Genomic DNA, 15,327 nt, shown 5'->3' with positions numbered 1-15,327 from the left:
TTCTGGATAGTTCTCGTAAAAGTAGGGAATACCGGCCACCATTACGGCAGCCGGCAATTAACATCCTATAACTATTCGATTACTCCGCCATTTTGGCTTTGCGCACATCCAGCTCGGCCTGACGGAATTCCAGTACTTTGTCAAAGCCATAGCTATCGCGGCGTGCAAGGAAGCTCTCGAACACTTTGTCGAAAGTAGCCTCGTCCTTAGCGGTAATCAGCTCCGGCATGACTTCCTCCCAGTTCTGGGAGATACGCGCCCATGCTACCGCTACATCGGAATCGCCAAGCGGGTCGAGGCCCTTGTAGATACCGCTGTCAATTTCGGCCTGAGCGTTCGCGAAGTCCTCCATTTGCTTCAGAACAGGGGCTTTCTCCGGTCTCCACTGGTTGATAATAACCGGATTGCGAACCATCCAGTACGTATCCATGACGCCGTATTCCTTCTCCAGCTTCTCAATATCGTTCGAAAGAAGATCTACCATCTCCGTCTTCAGCGTCGGCTTGCCGTCGACCATATCCCATGTCTCGCCTTCCTTGCCAAGGAACAGATCGCGCTGGCCTTCTTCGCTGGCCAGGTAAGTCAGGAAGCGAATGGCACGCTCAGGGTTTTTGGTCGATTTGCTGATCATGGTAACCATCCAGCCGTCCATATTGCCCGGGAACAGCTTCGCGCTGTCGCCGTTGCTGTTCTGTGGTCCATCCACGGCAATGTAGTATGAATCCGGGTTGGCGCTTGAAGCCAGCAACGGGTTAACCGCCGCCATACCGTTCCACTCGCGAACCATCATGAAATAACGGGCGTTATTCGTTTTCTCCTCCACTTGCGTATCGGAATCGACCAGGAAATCTACGTTGATCAGTCCGCGCTCGTAAGCCGTACGGAAGGTTTTCAGCCAAGTAACATAATTGGGATCGGTAATACGGTCATATACCTTGCCTTCTTGCTCATGCGGAACAGCCAGCAGATTTTGCAGATACTCGGTCATGCCGTAGGGCACATTGCCTTGTGCAAAAAACGGGCTGATCGGCTGTCCTTTGTATTCCGGATACTTATCCTTCAGCAATTGCAAGGCATTCAGGAAGCCCTCCGGTGTGCTTAGATCCGGCTTGCCCATTTCCTCATACAGATCCTTACGCACCAAAAACGTTTGGTTAGCGGCAGTCATGCCCGTTTCATGCATCAGGTTCGGGCTATACGAATCATTCGGCACGCCGTACGTATTGCCATTCTCTTGACGGTACCACTTCAGTGTGCCATCGCCCGCCACTTTGTAGAAGTAGGGGTCATACTGGTCTGCCAGTTCATTCAAAGCATACACAAAGTCGCCTTCCCATAGCTTTTTGACAGCGTTTTCCCAAGAGCCCATTGTAATAAGGTCCGGCAGTTTACCGGAAGTCATCATGAGCGTAATATGCTCGTTCGCTTCGCCCGAAGGAACTTCAAGCTTGACTTTAACGCCTGTTTTTTCAGTTACATACTTGGAGGCCAAGCTCTCGCCCCAGGAATGCGGATACCAGGAAGCACCTACGAACCACGATAATTCGATCGGGCTAGTATCCAGCTGCCATGCCGGAACCTCAGGGTTCGGCGTTGCTTCGCCAGCGGGCGGCTGCGAGTTGTTCGAAGGCTGGGAAGTTGGCGTGTTCTCCTTGTTCTTCGACCCGGTACACGCGGCCAAGCTTAGCACCATAATTAAAGCCAGGGCCATAATGATGCTTTGCTTCATGCGGTTGCGCTTCATTACGTGATCATCCTCTCTTTTTGTCCCTTTTTTAGTATATATGGATCATACGCCGCTCCGCTCATTACCTTAGATCGGCGTATGACGCTTACCCTTTAATGGCGCCAATCATAACACCTTTGACCAGATAGCGCTGAATAAAGGGGTAAACCAATAGAATAGGAAGCGTAGCTACCATCATGGAAGCGAACTTGATGGAGTTGCCCGGCAGCCTGGCGCCGAATTGCGCCATCGCTTGCTGCTGCATGAACGACATGGAGTTCTCTGCAATAATCTTGTAGAGCATCGTTTGCAGCGGCAGATTTTCCTGCGAGTAGATATAGATAACGCCTTGATAGTAATCGTTCCAGTGATATACCGCCGAGAATAGCGAGATCGTCGCAATAACAGCCATACTGTTCGGCATGACGATGCGGAACAATACGCCGTAATCCGAAGCTCCGTCTACCTTCGCCGATTCCTCCAGACTATCCGGAATGGTGCGGAAGAAGCTCATGAAGATGATCATATTGAAAAACGTGTACATCGCCGGAATGATGAAGACCAGGAAGTTGTCGTAGAGACCCAGCTTTGTCATGAGAATGAACGTAGGAATAAGTCCGCCTGAGAACAGCATCGTAATCAGAGCAATCTTCATATAGACCTTACGGCCGATCAGATTTGTCTTGCTCATGCCATACGCTACGATTGCCGTGAACAGCACATGCGCGGTCGTACCGATAAGCGTACGCATTGTGGTGACGTAGAAGCCATTCATCAAACCTTTATCATTAAAGACAACGCTGTAACTTGCCCACGAGAACGCTTCCGGAAACCAGTTGACCGTACCCAGTATCGCCTTCTCTGGCGCATTAAGCGAGTTGATAAATACAAACCAAATCGGATACAGCGTTAGAAAACAAACCGCCAGCATAATCAGGGCATTGCAGACTTCAAACACTCCGATGCGCCGCATTCTTCCCCGTAATTCCATGGATCTGCCTCCCCTTTGTTAGAAAATGCTGTCGCCTGTCAGTTTTTTGGACATGTAATTGGCCAGGAACAACAGTCCCAGCGCCACAATCGAGCGGGCGAACAACACAGCTGTCGAGAAGGAGTGACGCCCGGATACGAGACCCATGTTATAAATGTACAGGTCCAAGCTTTCCGCCATTCTCATGTTCATGTTGTTCTTCAGCATGAAGATCTGCTCGAAGTTGCTTCCCAGCATTCCGGCTACTGCCAGAATAAACAAGATCGCGATGGTCGGACGAATGCTCTGTACCGTAATATGCCACATTCGCTGCCAGCGGTTGGCACCATCAAGCTCTGCTGCTTCATACAGCGCCGGGTCAATGCCGGCAATGGCAGCAATATAGATAATGGCACTCCAGCCCGTTTCCTTCAGCACGTCGGAGAAATACGTAATCCACCAGAAGTACTTCGGATCGCTGTTGTATAGAATCTCGCGATCCTGAATGCCAAGGCCCATCATCAATTGGTTCATGACACCGCCTTCACCCAGCCAGTTGAGCATAATGCCGCCGAAGATTGTCCATGCGATAAAGTGCGGCAGATACGAGATCGTTTGAACCGTACGCTTGAAGCGTATACTCCGTATTTCATTCAGCAGCAAAGCGAAGAAAATCGGAATCGGAAAGCCGAATACCAGCTTGATTGCGCTCATGCCCAGCGTGTTGCGAATCGAACGCCAGAACCGGTCATCCCCTATGAATTCCTCAAAGTGCTTCAGCCCGACAAAGGGTGATTGCAGCATAGGCTTCGCAATGCTGTAGTCCATAAATCCGATAATCAGCCATAGCATGGGAATGTAGCAAAAGATAAACATCCAGATAATCCCGGGGATTACCATGCTCTGCAGCTGCCATTGCCTGAGCAATGACTTAACTAGTCCTGTCCTCTGTTGGAACATATTCTGTGCCCCCTCCCATTTCATCGTAATGAATATAGGCATAGGAAAAAAAGGCCATGATTTTTGACCCTATCCCATTTTTTTGGATTTGTTCCACCAAGGCCTAAATTTCAGTATGCTGGGATGAAATGAAGGGAGTGTGCAGGGGATGAACAAGCTAATATGGCAGCAGGATTTTTTGGACAGCCGCACGGATTTGAGCTCTTGGAATATTCGTCTAGGCAATGACTTGCTGGATAACGACGGCAAGCCGATCCACCCGGGCTGGGGGAACGGCGAGCAGCAGTATTATACGAATCATGACAGCAATTTGTATATCGATGAAGCTGGCTTGAACTTATGCGCGCGCCGCGAGCTGACCGAGACGGATGACGGACGGAGCTTCCAATATACGTCCGCGCGTCTGGATACAAAGGACCACTTCTCTTATCTCTATGGAAAATTGGTTATTCGCGCCAAACTGCCTGTCGGGCAAGGCCTATGGCCTGCCATATGGCTGCTGCCGCAGGAGCAGGCATACGGCCCATGGCCCGCTTCCGGCGAGATCGATATTATGGAGGCCAGAGGCCGCCTGCCTCAGCAAGTTTCCGGCACGCTTCACTACGGGAAGGACTGGGACCACAAGAAACTGGATGAATATTCGCACCAGCTCGAGGACGGGAATATTAATCAGTTCCGGGATTACACGCTGGAGTGGAGCGAAGGCTCCATCCGCTGGCTCGTGGACGGCCATTGCTATGCCGAGCGCCGCATGGAGAAGGACATGCCGTTCGACAAGTCCTTCTACCTCGTCCTTAATCTTGCCGTAGGCGGCTGGTATGACAATGTTGACATTGATGAATCCGCGCTGCCAGCGGTTATGACGGTATCCGGGATTTGGCTGTATCAGTAATTGAAGAGAATGGAAAAGCCGTTGCAGATGCTGCAGCGGCTTGATTGTTGTGGAGTAGCTCATGTGATTACACGATTTCTATATGACGGTTTTATACCAATCCCTGCACCGCCATCTTTGGGCTGGTTTCTCTTACAATTTAGAGAGGGACGCCCCTTAATTCTGGAAATATCGCACTTTCGGCGCGATTAGAGGTATGTGGCACAACTATTTCACTTTTTGGGCCGCCTCCAAGCATTTAACGTTGCTCTACAACGCTATTTACGTGATTCTGCCCTTTCGGCGCGATTAGCGGTGTGTGGCACGACTATTTCGCCTTTTGGGACTGCTACTTTTCAGTGGTTAGTTCTCACTCCCACCTGCCAATTCATACGCAGCTTCAAGCTCGCGCTGCTGTCGTAGATGATGCCGAGAGTGCATACCAATAAGACTGAACCACTCCTGCGCATTTAACCAGCCGAAGCCGTCATGCCTTACTTTATAATTCGGATGGATATCCTTTAATCGGCCTTCCCATTCCGCTATTCGCGTGAGAACTTGATCTAGCCCTTCCGATAAGTCATCCCTGCTTCTCAAATTATTAGGGTTGTTCTCCGGCCCATCCGGCAATCTGATCTTGATCGCAGGGAATGCTCCAGCGCGAAACAACTTTTCCCCCGCATCTGTCTTGCCGCCAGCCTGCTCTTCGCTTGCAGATGCGCAGCCTTCCACTTGGTCCAGATAATCCAGTGCCGTTAGGATAAGATGATCGTACATTTGCCCAAGAGACCACACCTTTGGTGCGGATATGTAACGAAGCTGCTCTGCAGAATATTGCTGTAGTTCACTCTTGTAGGCCTCGATGCATTCAATATGGTTCATGTGTACACTCTCCCAAGATTTGAGCTTCTACTCCCTCTACTTTACAATATTATGCATAGCCATATTTCTTGAAAATTGCTCTATTTCCATACTTGCCAAAAGCTAAAACCGTATCGCTTTAGCCAGCGAGCCATACCTTAGAAAGAAGGTGCCGCCAAAATGAGCAAATCCGAACGCTTCTGGGACAAAACAGCAAGCAAGTATGATCAAATCGAGATGAAAGATACCCAGACTTACCAAAACATCGTCAACCGAACAAAAAAGCATCTCAAATCAAGCGACATAGTCATGGATTACGGCTGCGGGACTGGATTAATAGCCAATGAAATTGCAGAAAACGTGCAGGAGCTTCATGCCATCGATATTTCCGCGAATATGATTGAGATTGCTGAGAAAAAAGCAAGCGATCGAAGCATCGCTAATATCAGTTATGCACATACGACCATTTTCGATGAACGGTATAAGAAAGGCTCATTTGATGCAATTTTGGCCTTTCATATTCTGCATTTGCTGGAGGATGAACAGGTCGTACTGCACAGAATAAACGAGCTGTTGAAGCCCGGAGCATTATTGATTTCGGCAACACCATGCGTGGGTGAAAAAAGAGTACTTAAAAGCCTCTTGTCCGTTGCAGGTAAAGTGGGACTAATGCCCGCTATTCAAGCATTCAAAATCAACGATCTTGCCGAGGCCATTAAGAAAGGGAGCTTTTCCATTATGGAGACAGATTGCTTAAACCCGCGCACTCAAGAATATTTCAGTGTTGCCAGGAAGAACTAATCTAACCTTGAACGTACATATCGCCAAAAAGCTCCTTGGCCACGTCCCCATTCACGCCAAGCTCTCCACTCCAAGCTGCCCACGGCATCTCCATATCCGATCGGCCTTTTGTATTCGCAAGCTTCTCTCCATGGCTCACCATATATTCGTAATCCGTCCATGTGTTGAAATGAGTCTGAACCAGCAGGTTTGGAATAACTCCTGCTATGGCGAGCGAATTCAATATCCCCCGCCGCACGTATTTGTTTTTCGGCATGACCTTTTCTGCCGCCAGCCGTTTCTCGAATTCACCTGGCGTTTCATCCGGCCCCGAACGCGCCAAGCTGGCCAGCAGGCTTCGAAATACGTCAATATCCTCCTTCGTCGGCTTCACCGGGGGCTGCCCGGCCAGCTCCTTCAAGTCGAGGAGCGCTCCCCAAAGGTTGGAGCCATACGCGTTGCCTAAGTAAAGGGCGTAGTGAAGATAGGAAGCATTTTCCCAAAAGCCATCCTTCTTGTCCTTAGAGAAGGAACAAACCCGGCAAGCCGCATAACGCTCCCCCTCCTGGAAATCATGGTCCGGAATGTTCTGCATCGTATAATAGCTGATGAACGAAGACAAACCCCGAGGATAGCTGCCTCCTACACCCGCGACAAAGCCGTCTATAATGCGTTCACGAGTTAACCGCTTGTCCCCTCTAAGCTTGATTAATTCCTTTATGCAAGAGTCATGAGATAGCCACTCCAATTGGTTGACCGGCCAATTCATTTCCTTCAGGAGCTCTTTCTCCCGATCTGATAATGAATCCTCCTGGTAGAGGCTCACTTCCCGTTCACGATTATAGGTGTAGTTAGTAGCTTGATACAGCTTCTTGAGAACGCTCATTTTCTTTTTTTCCATATCCGTATACCTCCGAACGATCTAGATAAATACTTTACGCTTCCATGGAATGGAAAGTTTCGCTATCCGCCGACTAGAGCGACTCGTCTGCAAACAATACGCCTCCGCTTTTTAATCGAATAGATATTTGACATCAGACTCGCGATCAAGTATCTTGATTATAAAGTATCTTGATGATCAAGATAAATAACGACTCAAGGAGGACTACCTTTTTGTCAAACCATCCACCAGAACAGCCCACAGAACAACAGGAAAACCTTACGATGAGCATGCGCGGACTGGGAAACAGAACGGTACTATACCAGCAAAGTGTAGCTGCTTCCTTAGGGCTTTATAATAATGACTTCTTATCCGTCGACATTCTGCATGAAAAAGGGCCCGTCACCGCCGGTGAGCTGTCAAGACTAACCGGTCTCACAACAGGCAGCGTGACCTCCTTAATTGACCGCCTGGAAAAAAACGGTTTTGTGCGCAGACAACAGGACCCTCATGACCGCCGCAAAGTGATTATCGTTCCGATATATGAAGACAAGGAAGAAGTCCGTCAAACGTATCTCCAGCTTCACGCAGCAATGGTTAAGCTGGCGTCATCTTACTCCGATGAGGAGCTTGAGCTTATTAGCCAATTTCTGAACAAAGCAAGCGTCGTTCTAGAGGAGCAAATTCATCATCTTCATGGAAATGCACGTCCAAATAAAGCAAATGATAAGGGATGAGTCAAATGGCTGTATTAGTAATCTACGCAACAAAAACAGGAGCAACCGAGCAGTGTATAAAAGTTTTGGGTAAAGAAATCCCAAATTGTACAACTTGTGATATTCAGACGGAGAAGCCTATTATCGAGGATTTTGACCACATTATTTTGGGTGCGGGCGTCCGGGACGGGAAGATATACAAGCCGATTCGCGACTTTATCAAAAAAAATCATGACGCCCTGCTGCAAAAGAGAATGGGATACTTTATTTGCAATGAAAAGCCCAAGGAAACGGAAGATATTATAGAACGGAATATTCCCGCCGATCTAAAAGAAGCTGCTGTCTGTATTGAATCGTTTGGCGGTTATAAGGCTTATGCTGCCCCTAAAGAAGGTACCGATCAGCTAAAAGGAATATTCGTGGATACAATACTAGCTTTTGCCGAAAAATTTAAAGAATAATTTCTCCAACATTAGGCTTTCTAAGAAGCTGACCATGATTAAGAGCATTCGTTGTACAAGCGTGCATATCCAATCAAACAATAATATCTCTCAGCATTTATAAAATGCAGAGAGGCATTTTCTTAGGGTTATCGATTGATCCACTTCAACAGCTTTAAAATTTGTTTGCGGCTGATCTTCCCAACTCGCTGTACTATCTGGGTATAGCCGACTACGAGTAACTCAGTATTGGGTCCACTCACGTATTGCCGTAAATGCGGATGTCCTGCATATGCTGCGAAGAGAAAGGCTTGCTCCTTACTTCGAACCGACGGAGGATTGTCGCTACAGTAACACGGGCTATATATGTTTGGCTGAGGTCATTGCCGCGGCAGCAGACATGCCCTATGCCGAATATATGCAGAAGCATATCTTCCAGCCCGCCGGCATGACTTCAACTTTCATCATGAATCGTCGTTATGCGCCGAGGGAGCTCCATTCCATTGCTTGGGGATACATGCGTGCAGAGCAACGCTATTTCCTGCTAGACGATGATCCGGCATTTGCCTATGTATATTACTTGGATGGCATTCAGGGGGATGGCATGGTGCATACCACCATTCGAGATCTGCTCGCCTTCGATCGCGCTCTTCACGCAGGACGGCTCTTGGGAGAACCATACGTGGCGCTCATGGAAAATCCGTTCGTGCTGTTAAGCGGTGCGCAGACGACTTGCGGCTGCGGATGGTTTTTGGATGATGACCCGCGTTATGGCAAGAAGACGATGCATGGCGGAGGCTGGCCTGGCTATCGAGCGGTATTATGCAGATATGTGGAGAAGAATGCCGTCATTATTATTTTGAGCAATGTAGAGGTTGTAGATGGAGAACAGCAACTTAGCTTAGGAGCAATGGTGACGGAGTTCGAGCGGCAGCTAGGACTTTAATTCTCGACCAGGGCTGTCGCTGTTTTTATTTCTAAGATCCGTCAACAGATTTCCAGACAACAATCTGTCACCCTACCGTCTCGTAGCGATTATTCTGCTTCGCCTCTTCAATCCATCCCTCAATCTGATGTCTAGGCAACAGAATGTTACCGCCAAAAGCATTATTCTTATGCAAACCCCAGTCTCCATATACAAGCATATGGTACTGAGTATCCAATCGTTTAACTAATCCCCATACGCCGAGATCTCCCTCTGCACCAGCACTAATAAATAGCCAATTTCGGTAATTAAATAGGTAAGGCTCCCCGAACATTTCAAAGTCGTCCAAGTACCCGCTGCTCCCATCTCGGACCGGAAAACATTGATTATAATCCTTAATCATCCCTACTTCTAATACTTTAACTCGCAACCACGCTTTAGTGTCATTTCGCTCAAGCACACGTTCGATGGAGCAATGTACAAAAGAAGATTGCTCAATTTCTTCAGGATGGGAATCCCAACCGTTGAGGCTGGAGAGTACCGGAGTATACAGCATCCAAAAGGGTTCCCCTATCATCATATGGAATGGATGAGCTGCCTTCACCGTTCTAACTTGACCTTTCTCAGGCGGGTGATCCGACCGAATCCAACGGGACTCATCTAGCGGAGGAATCTCATTTTCGTAATCCGACCATTCCATAACATCATTTTCGAAGCCAACAATATCATAAAACTTACTCTCCATCTTCACGCGCTCCGATACACTGCTGCATGTCTTGCACACCAAGGCGACTACCTCTTGCGCCATCTGTTTCAACTCCATTCTATTAAACAACTGACTATCAGACAGTACGTTCTTATCCCGCACTACTCATAATACGGTGTACCACACTAACAAGTTTAAAAGGCCATCCTTGTGGAATGACCTTCTCTTTTTAGGGACGCTTTATTCTACTTTTCAATTCACTCAACGACGAGCTTATTTTTTCGTACACTTTATAATAAATGCGGGAGGAACTAGGGATGCTTTCTTATGGGTGTACCACACAGCAGGATCTCCCGATTTAATCTCCTCTTGGATTACAACATCTTCAACGACCTTCTCCAGTTGAAAGCCCGCTTGAATTAGCTCGTTAATATACGTACTGATTTTCAGTTGATTCATAATAGCCGGACTATCCCATGGTTCACATTGCTGAAGACCTTCATCATGGTAAGATTTATGAATAACGATCTGTTCCCCATTCTGGCTAATGCGACTATGAAGCGGATGCTCCCAGCTAAATATAAATGTCCCGCCAGGCTTCAAATAGCTATACAGATTCTGAAGAGTCTGCCCCAAGTCAACTGTCCAACCGATCGCATAGATCGAATATACAATATCAAAATGCTCAATTGGTATGCCAGGGTTCTTCTCCATCGGCCCTTGAAAAAGATTTACTTTTGTATGACTGTCTGAGAGCAGTACCCGTGCGGTCTCGATTTGAATATCGGACAAGTCAATCCCCCATAGCTCTGAGGCTCCGTTCGAGGCCATGTATTTTAGAGAATGCCCACTGCCACAACCAACCTCCAACACCTTCTTACCTGATACATCGCCAAATAAGTCTAGTTCCTCTTCGGTGGGTAGAAATGGCCCATATACAGGAAGTGAGGATCTTCCAAAAAAACGCGGCGCTGCATCATCCCAGCTTTTTTTATTTGATAATATATACTCTTCTTGATCGGATTCCAACATGCATGACTTCCTCCTATGCCAAAAATTGTAACCACATATATTCTACTAAAGAGATGTATTATCCTTCCAGAGGCAGGTTGGGCTTTTCTTAATGGAGTCTTAATGGAAGCAAGGCTTCGCCTGTATTTGAATCTTAAAAGGATCGGGACTTGCTAAAATAAAATCGGCCGATGATTTCATGATCAAGCCTTGTAATCCAACTCAGCTGCTGGCACGGATACAAGCTCATCTCCGCAGACCCCAATCTGAGGCGTCACGCCAGCCTAATGTTCCGGACGAGGGTATCGAGATGAAGATGGACGCCGCTCTTATCTAGCGCGCCTTGCGCAACTTGCTGGACATTGCTATCCGTTTTGGTGAGGATGGGCATTATTTGTGGATTCGGCTGGTAGAGGAAGATCGGTTTGATCCATAGTAATGGCTTCAATGCCTCAAAGTTTTATGGTGAAGGTCCACGGAAATAAATGATCTTAACCCTACTTGCTACTCATAACAAGCTTATATTTCTTGAAAATCCAAGCGTTCATCATATCATTCATTGCATTTTGGCTGATGCGTACAGATGGCTTTTGCTCTTGCAAAGTATCACCTGCAGGAACTGAAAAGCGAAGCAGCTTTGTCATCTTCTTAATTTCATTGGCTATTTCATTGAAAAATGCGTACGTTAACGGCTGATGCTCCCGAATATCCTCATACACATAATACTTCCCTTTTTCATCCTCTAGATCAATCTGATAACCTTTAGGCAATGAAAGCATGACACTCGGCAGCTCATCTTCCGCCCATTGTTCATTATAAGGAAAGCTGATCCCTTCATTTCTTACGAAGAACCCAGAGCTTTCATTACTAATCTTAAGAGAAATAGAGTAGACAAAGAACGGGAAATAGTCGGGCTTCTCCGGCATGGTGAAATACTGATAAAAAGTCTGGTAAGCCTCGTATACCTGACCTAGATCGTGCTCTGTCCGGTCATGGTTCGTTCGATGAAATTGTACTTGTTTCTGATCGAAAAGCCTCAACACACTTTGAAACTCATCTGGCGTTATGATGAATTTAAGTTTATAGAATCCGCTATGCTTCAATGTAGTCATTTAACTCACCGCCGTATCTAAACTTGTGGTTCCCCTTATTTTTCGCTCTACCCTGTAAATGTGCGAAGTAAAGACGGCCATACAGAAATGTTCTCGCGGCAGGATGGACATGTGGTTTCCCCCGCTAAATAATGCAAATGCTCGGCCAAGGTTTGCTCTCCAATTGCTTCCGCCCGCTCCGCTAATGCTTGTACTTCCTCATCTGCAAATGATGTGACCGGGACAAGCCTTTGCGGTTCCTGGCCTGCCTGAAAGACGGGATCTTCCGCATAGGCTTGAAGAATACCTGAATGATCTTCAACGGGCCATATGTACACATCTTCCTCGCAAGCCGGACAGACGGCGACATATTCATCACCCTCGCTGAATGTCATCAGCATGTTGGCTATGCTGTATGAGCCGCGATAAGCAGCATCCGCAATCAAAATGTAACGCTTCTCTGTTTCATCCATAGTTTGTTGCGCTGCATAAGCGAGCACTCCCTTTGTAAGCGCCCGGAGCTTATCCATTGCCTCGATATATTCAAAATATAATTCCGTACAAACGGAGCTTCCTACATCCTCAGCTAGTTCAGCCCAAGATGCTGGGAATGGCGCCTTTTCCCGCTCATCGCGGCTTGCCTCGATGATACCGCAATTGATATACAGCTCTTTGCGCACTTCCGAATCCGAAGTAGAGCATGCTAGCTGTGCCAAATACGGCATTGCCGCATAGGTAGCCGTATAAATCGTATTTTGATGGAACAAATACTCCTGAAAGAGTTCGTCAAAAACCTCCTGGCTATACTCCTGCGCCAGCTGTTGCAATAACTCTGGTACGTTGTCTGCCGAACGATACGGTCCTGTAAGTTTTCCCCATACATCGCTATCCCACTTAAGCATACTTTCCCTCCGTTCCTGAATTCCCAATTGCTATAGTTTCCACTTATTGTATCATATGAAAAGATTGGAATCAGTCCTGATATCCTCGTCTTACACACCTGGCTCAGGAGCTCTGCCGAAGCATAGTCACAAGTGATATCTGTATCAGCTCAACTGTAGGTGCAGCTTTAGTTTTAGAGCATTTAAACAAATTCACTATAAAACTATTCTCAATTCCGTTTTGTTGACATATAATAAATTTGTAGTCATCGGTTGACTTTACTCTATAACTACAAAAATTCAAGCGGTGCCAGCAAGCATTACTTTATGATGGGAGTGTACTCTATTGAAACAACTGCGGATCCCTTTATTTCTACATGATATTTTTGGCGAAAAACAATCTGTTGTGTCTATTCTGTCCATATTGCTTTTTGGCGGATTATTAACGGCTTCGTTATATTTGATGTTCCCTCAACTAACGGAAAATTTGCCGGTGTGGCGCAGCACACTGGCATTCCTATTCATTTTCGATATATTTTCCGGATGTGTAGCCAATTTCACTATATCAACCAGCAACTTTTATGCAGCACGAAAAACGAATCGCATCGTATTTATTGCCATACATTTTCATATTGTGCTTGTTGCCCTTCTATTACATACAGACATTTGGTACTCCATTGGGGTTTGGGCGTATACAATCGCAGGGGCATTGATCGTGAATGCTCTGCACGGCAAACAATCACAACTTCTTATTGCAGGCTTGCTTCTATCTATTGGCCTGGGTGGTATTCCACTGCTACCAAATATACAGCCCTATATGCTGACTATCTGTTTATTATTCATGCTTAAAGTGTTATTTAGCTTCGCCGTGGATCATTATAGTAAAGCAATAAATAACATCGGTGAAGAAAAATGAGTTCTCCGTATAGAATATCCAAGCTAACAAAGTCGTACAAACCCGTATTCGTGTCCCTTATGAGCAGGGCGTTTGCTCAAGATCCCTTATTCCTGCACTTGTTTGGCAACTCACAACTCGACCAGAGAGCAAAAAATAAAGTAACCGCTTTTGTTTCCTTTATGTTTGATAAGAGCTTTTTTTGCAATGAGGAGGTGTGGGGAATTTTTGAAAATGAAAGCTTGCTTGGCACTTATCTCATTGAGAAACCGCAATTAAATAAGCTGCAGAATATAAAAGGCGTATTTTTCGCAATCATGTATTCTATTCTATGGAGTACACGAATATCAGGAAAAACCTTGAATCTCCTTAATTCTTATATGCGTATCACAAGATCCGCTGCCCCCTCATTAACGCATCACTACCTCGTTATGATTGGAGTAAAGCCGGAGGCTCAGGGAAAGGGACTCGGTACAGCCATGCTGCTGCACCTGTTAAATATGGTAAATGAAGACGATACCTCGCAAGGAGTCGCTTTGGATACTGAAAATAAAGAAAATATAAAGTTGTATCGGAGATTTGGGTTTACGCTGAGTAGAGAAACACAAGTCAACCATGTACCCGTGTACTGTATGTTTTATCAAAAAGATTAGTCACTCCGTTCATTGATGAAGACAATGAACCGTCCTACTTGTTTCACCGTTTGCAACAGGCAGACTTGTACATATACAATAAGTAAATGACAAAGGCTAAAGTTAGATCGATAGGAGGAATATTAGATGCCGCAATTAATTTTTAGAGGAGTTCCAGCCGAGGGCATACGTTCCATTAGCATACCTCTTGTAGAAGAGATGGCTGCCATATGCCAATGCGGAACGGATAATTTCACTTTAGAATGCTTGCACGTCACCGCTATATTTGACGGAAAATATACCGATTCGTACCCTTTCATCGACGTATGGTGGTTTGAGCGCGGGGATGAAGTGCGCGATAAAATGGCCGAGGCCATTGATAGGCATGTTCGCTCGCTCGGTATACCTGATCTGGAGATTTCATTCCGGGTTGGCCGCGAGGAAGACTTTTATATGAACGGACGCCGTTATAGAGCCTAGCGGAGCCGTCACAAATGCAGAACCACCATTCATGGAATGGTGGTTTCTTTGGTGGAATTCGAAAGCGATTGGCCTGCCTGTGACACTACTGCATAACGAACGGCTTCCTTCCATATGAAACCCTATTTCCTTGTTCAATTTCTTCGCTGCAGAAATTATTATCCTCGAATTCATATATTTCAAAAGTACAGCTGCCCTCAATACGCTTGATTCGAATTCTATACTCGCCAGGCTCAGCTTGTATGACAATTACTGTTCCACTGGCTCCCTCAATCAAACTGCTAACGCGCTGAATACAATCATATATAACATCACTCATAAAGGTTGCAGGTATTAGAAACTCATTTTCTTGAGCTGCTGCTTTAATATCAAGCCATCCATGGTACTCCAGTTCAAAGGATAATTGCACGATTCTCTCAGCTCCTGCATGTTCATTTTCAATGGTATGAACTTGATCTCAAATTCTACGTGCATCCTTTGCGGGATGGCCATTTCTAGTACC

General features: G+C 46.4%; 18 protein-coding genes. 8 read left to right on the top strand and 10 right to left on the bottom strand.

The window, feature by feature from the left end:
• Positions 1-79: 79 nt before the first annotated feature.
• The 3 genes from ACFVSO_RS21020 to ACFVSO_RS21010 form a co-directional block, all read right to left on the bottom strand.
• The gene (locus tag ACFVSO_RS21020; protein ID WP_387477177.1) at positions 80-1,744 is read right to left on the bottom strand and encodes an extracellular solute-binding protein; all 1,665 of its coding nucleotides are present in this window, start codon (positions 1,742-1,744) and stop codon (positions 80-82) included.
• An 88-nt stretch (positions 1,745-1,832) separates the two neighbouring features.
• A complete protein-coding gene (locus ACFVSO_RS21015) occupies positions 1,833-2,717 on the bottom strand; it encodes a carbohydrate ABC transporter permease (protein ID WP_387477175.1) in 885 nt (294 codons plus the stop codon).
• 18 nt (positions 2,718-2,735) lie between these two features.
• Positions 2,736-3,656, bottom strand: coding sequence for an ABC transporter permease (locus ACFVSO_RS21010; protein ID WP_387477173.1), 921 nt, complete (start codon positions 3,654-3,656; stop codon positions 2,736-2,738).
• 148 nt (positions 3,657-3,804) lie between these two features.
• On the opposite strand from ACFVSO_RS21010, the gene ACFVSO_RS21005 reads away from it, so the two are divergent.
• Positions 3,805-4,548 carry a glycoside hydrolase family 16 protein gene (locus ACFVSO_RS21005; RefSeq protein WP_387477171.1) on the top strand — a complete coding sequence of 248 codons (744 nt, stop codon included), beginning with the start codon at positions 3,805-3,807 and terminating at the stop codon, positions 4,546-4,548.
• Positions 4,549-4,890: 342 nt separating this feature from the next.
• On the opposite strand, the gene ACFVSO_RS21000 is transcribed toward ACFVSO_RS21005, so the two are convergent.
• Positions 4,891-5,409: a DinB family protein gene (locus ACFVSO_RS21000; RefSeq protein WP_387477169.1), complete on the bottom strand. Its 519-nt coding sequence runs from the start codon at positions 5,407-5,409 to the stop codon at positions 4,891-4,893.
• Positions 5,410-5,568: 159 nt separating this feature from the next.
• On the opposite strand from ACFVSO_RS21000, the gene ACFVSO_RS20995 reads away from it, so the two are divergent.
• Positions 5,569-6,189 (top strand): class I SAM-dependent methyltransferase, encoded by a 621-nt coding sequence (locus ACFVSO_RS20995; protein ID WP_387477167.1) that lies wholly within the window; start codon positions 5,569-5,571, stop codon positions 6,187-6,189.
• Position 6,190: 1 nt separating this feature from the next.
• On the opposite strand, the gene ACFVSO_RS20990 is transcribed toward ACFVSO_RS20995, so the two are convergent.
• Positions 6,191-7,069, bottom strand: coding sequence for a hypothetical protein (locus ACFVSO_RS20990; RefSeq protein ID WP_387477165.1), 879 nt, complete (start codon positions 7,067-7,069; stop codon positions 6,191-6,193).
• Positions 7,070-7,281: 212 nt separating this feature from the next.
• On the opposite strand from ACFVSO_RS20990, the gene ACFVSO_RS20985 reads away from it, so the two are divergent.
• The 3 genes from ACFVSO_RS20985 (at position 7,282) to ACFVSO_RS20975 (ending at position 9,150) form a co-directional block, all read left to right on the top strand.
• Positions 7,282-7,785: a MarR family winged helix-turn-helix transcriptional regulator gene (locus ACFVSO_RS20985; protein WP_387477163.1), complete on the top strand. Its 504-nt coding sequence runs from the start codon at positions 7,282-7,284 to the stop codon at positions 7,783-7,785.
• Positions 7,786-7,790: 5 nt separating this feature from the next.
• Complete coding sequence (locus ACFVSO_RS20980) at positions 7,791-8,225, top strand: flavodoxin domain-containing protein (protein ID WP_387477161.1); 435 nt, start codon at positions 7,791-7,793, stop codon at positions 8,223-8,225.
• A gap of 244 nt (positions 8,226-8,469) precedes the next feature.
• Positions 8,470-9,150, top strand: coding sequence for a serine hydrolase domain-containing protein (locus ACFVSO_RS20975; protein ID WP_387477606.1), 681 nt, complete (start codon positions 8,470-8,472; stop codon positions 9,148-9,150).
• Positions 9,151-9,217: 67 nt separating this feature from the next.
• Here the strand turns inward: ACFVSO_RS20975 and ACFVSO_RS20970 are convergent, their stop codons facing one another.
• From ACFVSO_RS20970 to ACFVSO_RS20955, 4 genes are all read right to left on the bottom strand, one after another.
• A complete protein-coding gene (locus ACFVSO_RS20970) occupies positions 9,218-9,874 on the bottom strand; it encodes a hypothetical protein (protein ID WP_387477159.1) in 657 nt (218 codons plus the stop codon).
• A 234-nt stretch (positions 9,875-10,108) separates the two neighbouring features.
• Complete coding sequence (locus ACFVSO_RS20965) at positions 10,109-10,867, bottom strand: class I SAM-dependent methyltransferase (protein WP_387477157.1); 759 nt, start codon at positions 10,865-10,867, stop codon at positions 10,109-10,111.
• A 476-nt stretch (positions 10,868-11,343) separates the two neighbouring features.
• Positions 11,344-11,958 (bottom strand): hypothetical protein, encoded by a 615-nt coding sequence (locus ACFVSO_RS20960; protein WP_387477155.1) that lies wholly within the window; start codon positions 11,956-11,958, stop codon positions 11,344-11,346.
• A gap of 47 nt (positions 11,959-12,005) precedes the next feature.
• Positions 12,006-12,839: a hypothetical protein gene (locus tag ACFVSO_RS20955; RefSeq protein WP_387477153.1), complete on the bottom strand. Its 834-nt coding sequence runs from the start codon at positions 12,837-12,839 to the stop codon at positions 12,006-12,008.
• Positions 12,840-13,164: 325 nt separating this feature from the next.
• Here ACFVSO_RS20955 and ACFVSO_RS20950 point away from each other — a divergent pair, with 325 nt between their 5' ends.
• The 3 genes from ACFVSO_RS20950 (at position 13,165) to ACFVSO_RS20940 (ending at position 14,825) form a co-directional block, all read left to right on the top strand.
• Complete coding sequence (locus ACFVSO_RS20950) at positions 13,165-13,734, top strand: hypothetical protein (RefSeq protein WP_387477151.1); 570 nt, start codon at positions 13,165-13,167, stop codon at positions 13,732-13,734.
• Positions 13,735-13,793: 59 nt separating this feature from the next.
• Positions 13,794-14,366: a GNAT family N-acetyltransferase gene (locus ACFVSO_RS20945; protein WP_387477149.1), complete on the top strand. Its 573-nt coding sequence runs from the start codon at positions 13,794-13,796 to the stop codon at positions 14,364-14,366.
• 126 nt (positions 14,367-14,492) lie between these two features.
• A complete protein-coding gene (locus tag ACFVSO_RS20940; protein ID WP_387477147.1) occupies positions 14,493-14,825 on the top strand; it encodes a DUF1904 family protein in 333 nt (110 codons plus the stop codon).
• An 85-nt stretch (positions 14,826-14,910) separates the two neighbouring features.
• Here ACFVSO_RS20940 and ACFVSO_RS20935 read toward each other — a convergent pair whose 3' ends face one another.
• Positions 14,911-15,234, bottom strand: a complete 324-nt coding sequence (locus ACFVSO_RS20935; RefSeq protein WP_387477145.1) for a hypothetical protein — start codon at positions 15,232-15,234, stop codon at positions 14,911-14,913.
• Between the last annotated feature and the right edge of the window lie 93 nt (positions 15,235-15,327).

The organism is Paenibacillus sp. NPDC057967, assembly GCF_042887015.1.
Taxonomy (GTDB): Bacteria; Bacillota; Bacilli; order Paenibacillales; family Paenibacillaceae; genus Pristimantibacillus.
This window is presented reverse-complemented; position numbering and strand designations above follow the sequence as displayed.

What these genes read in the sequence shown, in the direction of transcription:
- ACFVSO_RS21020 (WP_387477177.1), bottom strand. Translation starts at nt 1,744, where the DNA reads ATGAAGCGCAACCGCATGAAGCAAAGCATCATTATGGCCCTGGCTTTA.
- ACFVSO_RS21015 (WP_387477175.1), bottom strand. Translation starts at nt 2,717, where the DNA reads ATGGAATTACGGGGAAGAATGCGGCGCATCGGAGTGTTTGAAGTCTGC.
- ACFVSO_RS21010 (WP_387477173.1), bottom strand. Translation starts at nt 3,656, where the DNA reads ATGTTCCAACAGAGGACAGGACTAGTTAAGTCATTGCTCAGGCAATGG.
- ACFVSO_RS21005 (WP_387477171.1), top strand. Translation starts at nt 3,805, where the DNA reads ATGAACAAGCTAATATGGCAGCAGGATTTTTTGGACAGCCGCACGGAT.
- ACFVSO_RS21000 (WP_387477169.1), bottom strand. Translation starts at nt 5,409, where the DNA reads ATGAACCATATTGAATGCATCGAGGCCTACAAGAGTGAACTACAGCAA.
- ACFVSO_RS20995 (WP_387477167.1), top strand. Translation starts at nt 5,569, where the DNA reads ATGAGCAAATCCGAACGCTTCTGGGACAAAACAGCAAGCAAGTATGAT.
- ACFVSO_RS20990 (WP_387477165.1), bottom strand. Translation starts at nt 7,069, where the DNA reads ATGGAAAAAAAGAAAATGAGCGTTCTCAAGAAGCTGTATCAAGCTACT.
- ACFVSO_RS20980 (WP_387477161.1), top strand. Translation starts at nt 7,791, where the DNA reads ATGGCTGTATTAGTAATCTACGCAACAAAAACAGGAGCAACCGAGCAG.
- ACFVSO_RS20970 (WP_387477159.1), bottom strand. Translation starts at nt 9,874, where the DNA reads ATGGAGAGTAAGTTTTATGATATTGTTGGCTTCGAAAATGATGTTATG.
- ACFVSO_RS20965 (WP_387477157.1), bottom strand. Translation starts at nt 10,867, where the DNA reads ATGTTGGAATCCGATCAAGAAGAGTATATATTATCAAATAAAAAAAGC.
- ACFVSO_RS20960 (WP_387477155.1), bottom strand. Translation starts at nt 11,958, where the DNA reads ATGACTACATTGAAGCATAGCGGATTCTATAAACTTAAATTCATCATA.
- ACFVSO_RS20955 (WP_387477153.1), bottom strand. Translation starts at nt 12,839, where the DNA reads ATGCTTAAGTGGGATAGCGATGTATGGGGAAAACTTACAGGACCGTAT.
- ACFVSO_RS20945 (WP_387477149.1), top strand. Translation starts at nt 13,794, where the DNA reads ATGAGCAGGGCGTTTGCTCAAGATCCCTTATTCCTGCACTTGTTTGGC.
- ACFVSO_RS20940 (WP_387477147.1), top strand. Translation starts at nt 14,493, where the DNA reads ATGCCGCAATTAATTTTTAGAGGAGTTCCAGCCGAGGGCATACGTTCC.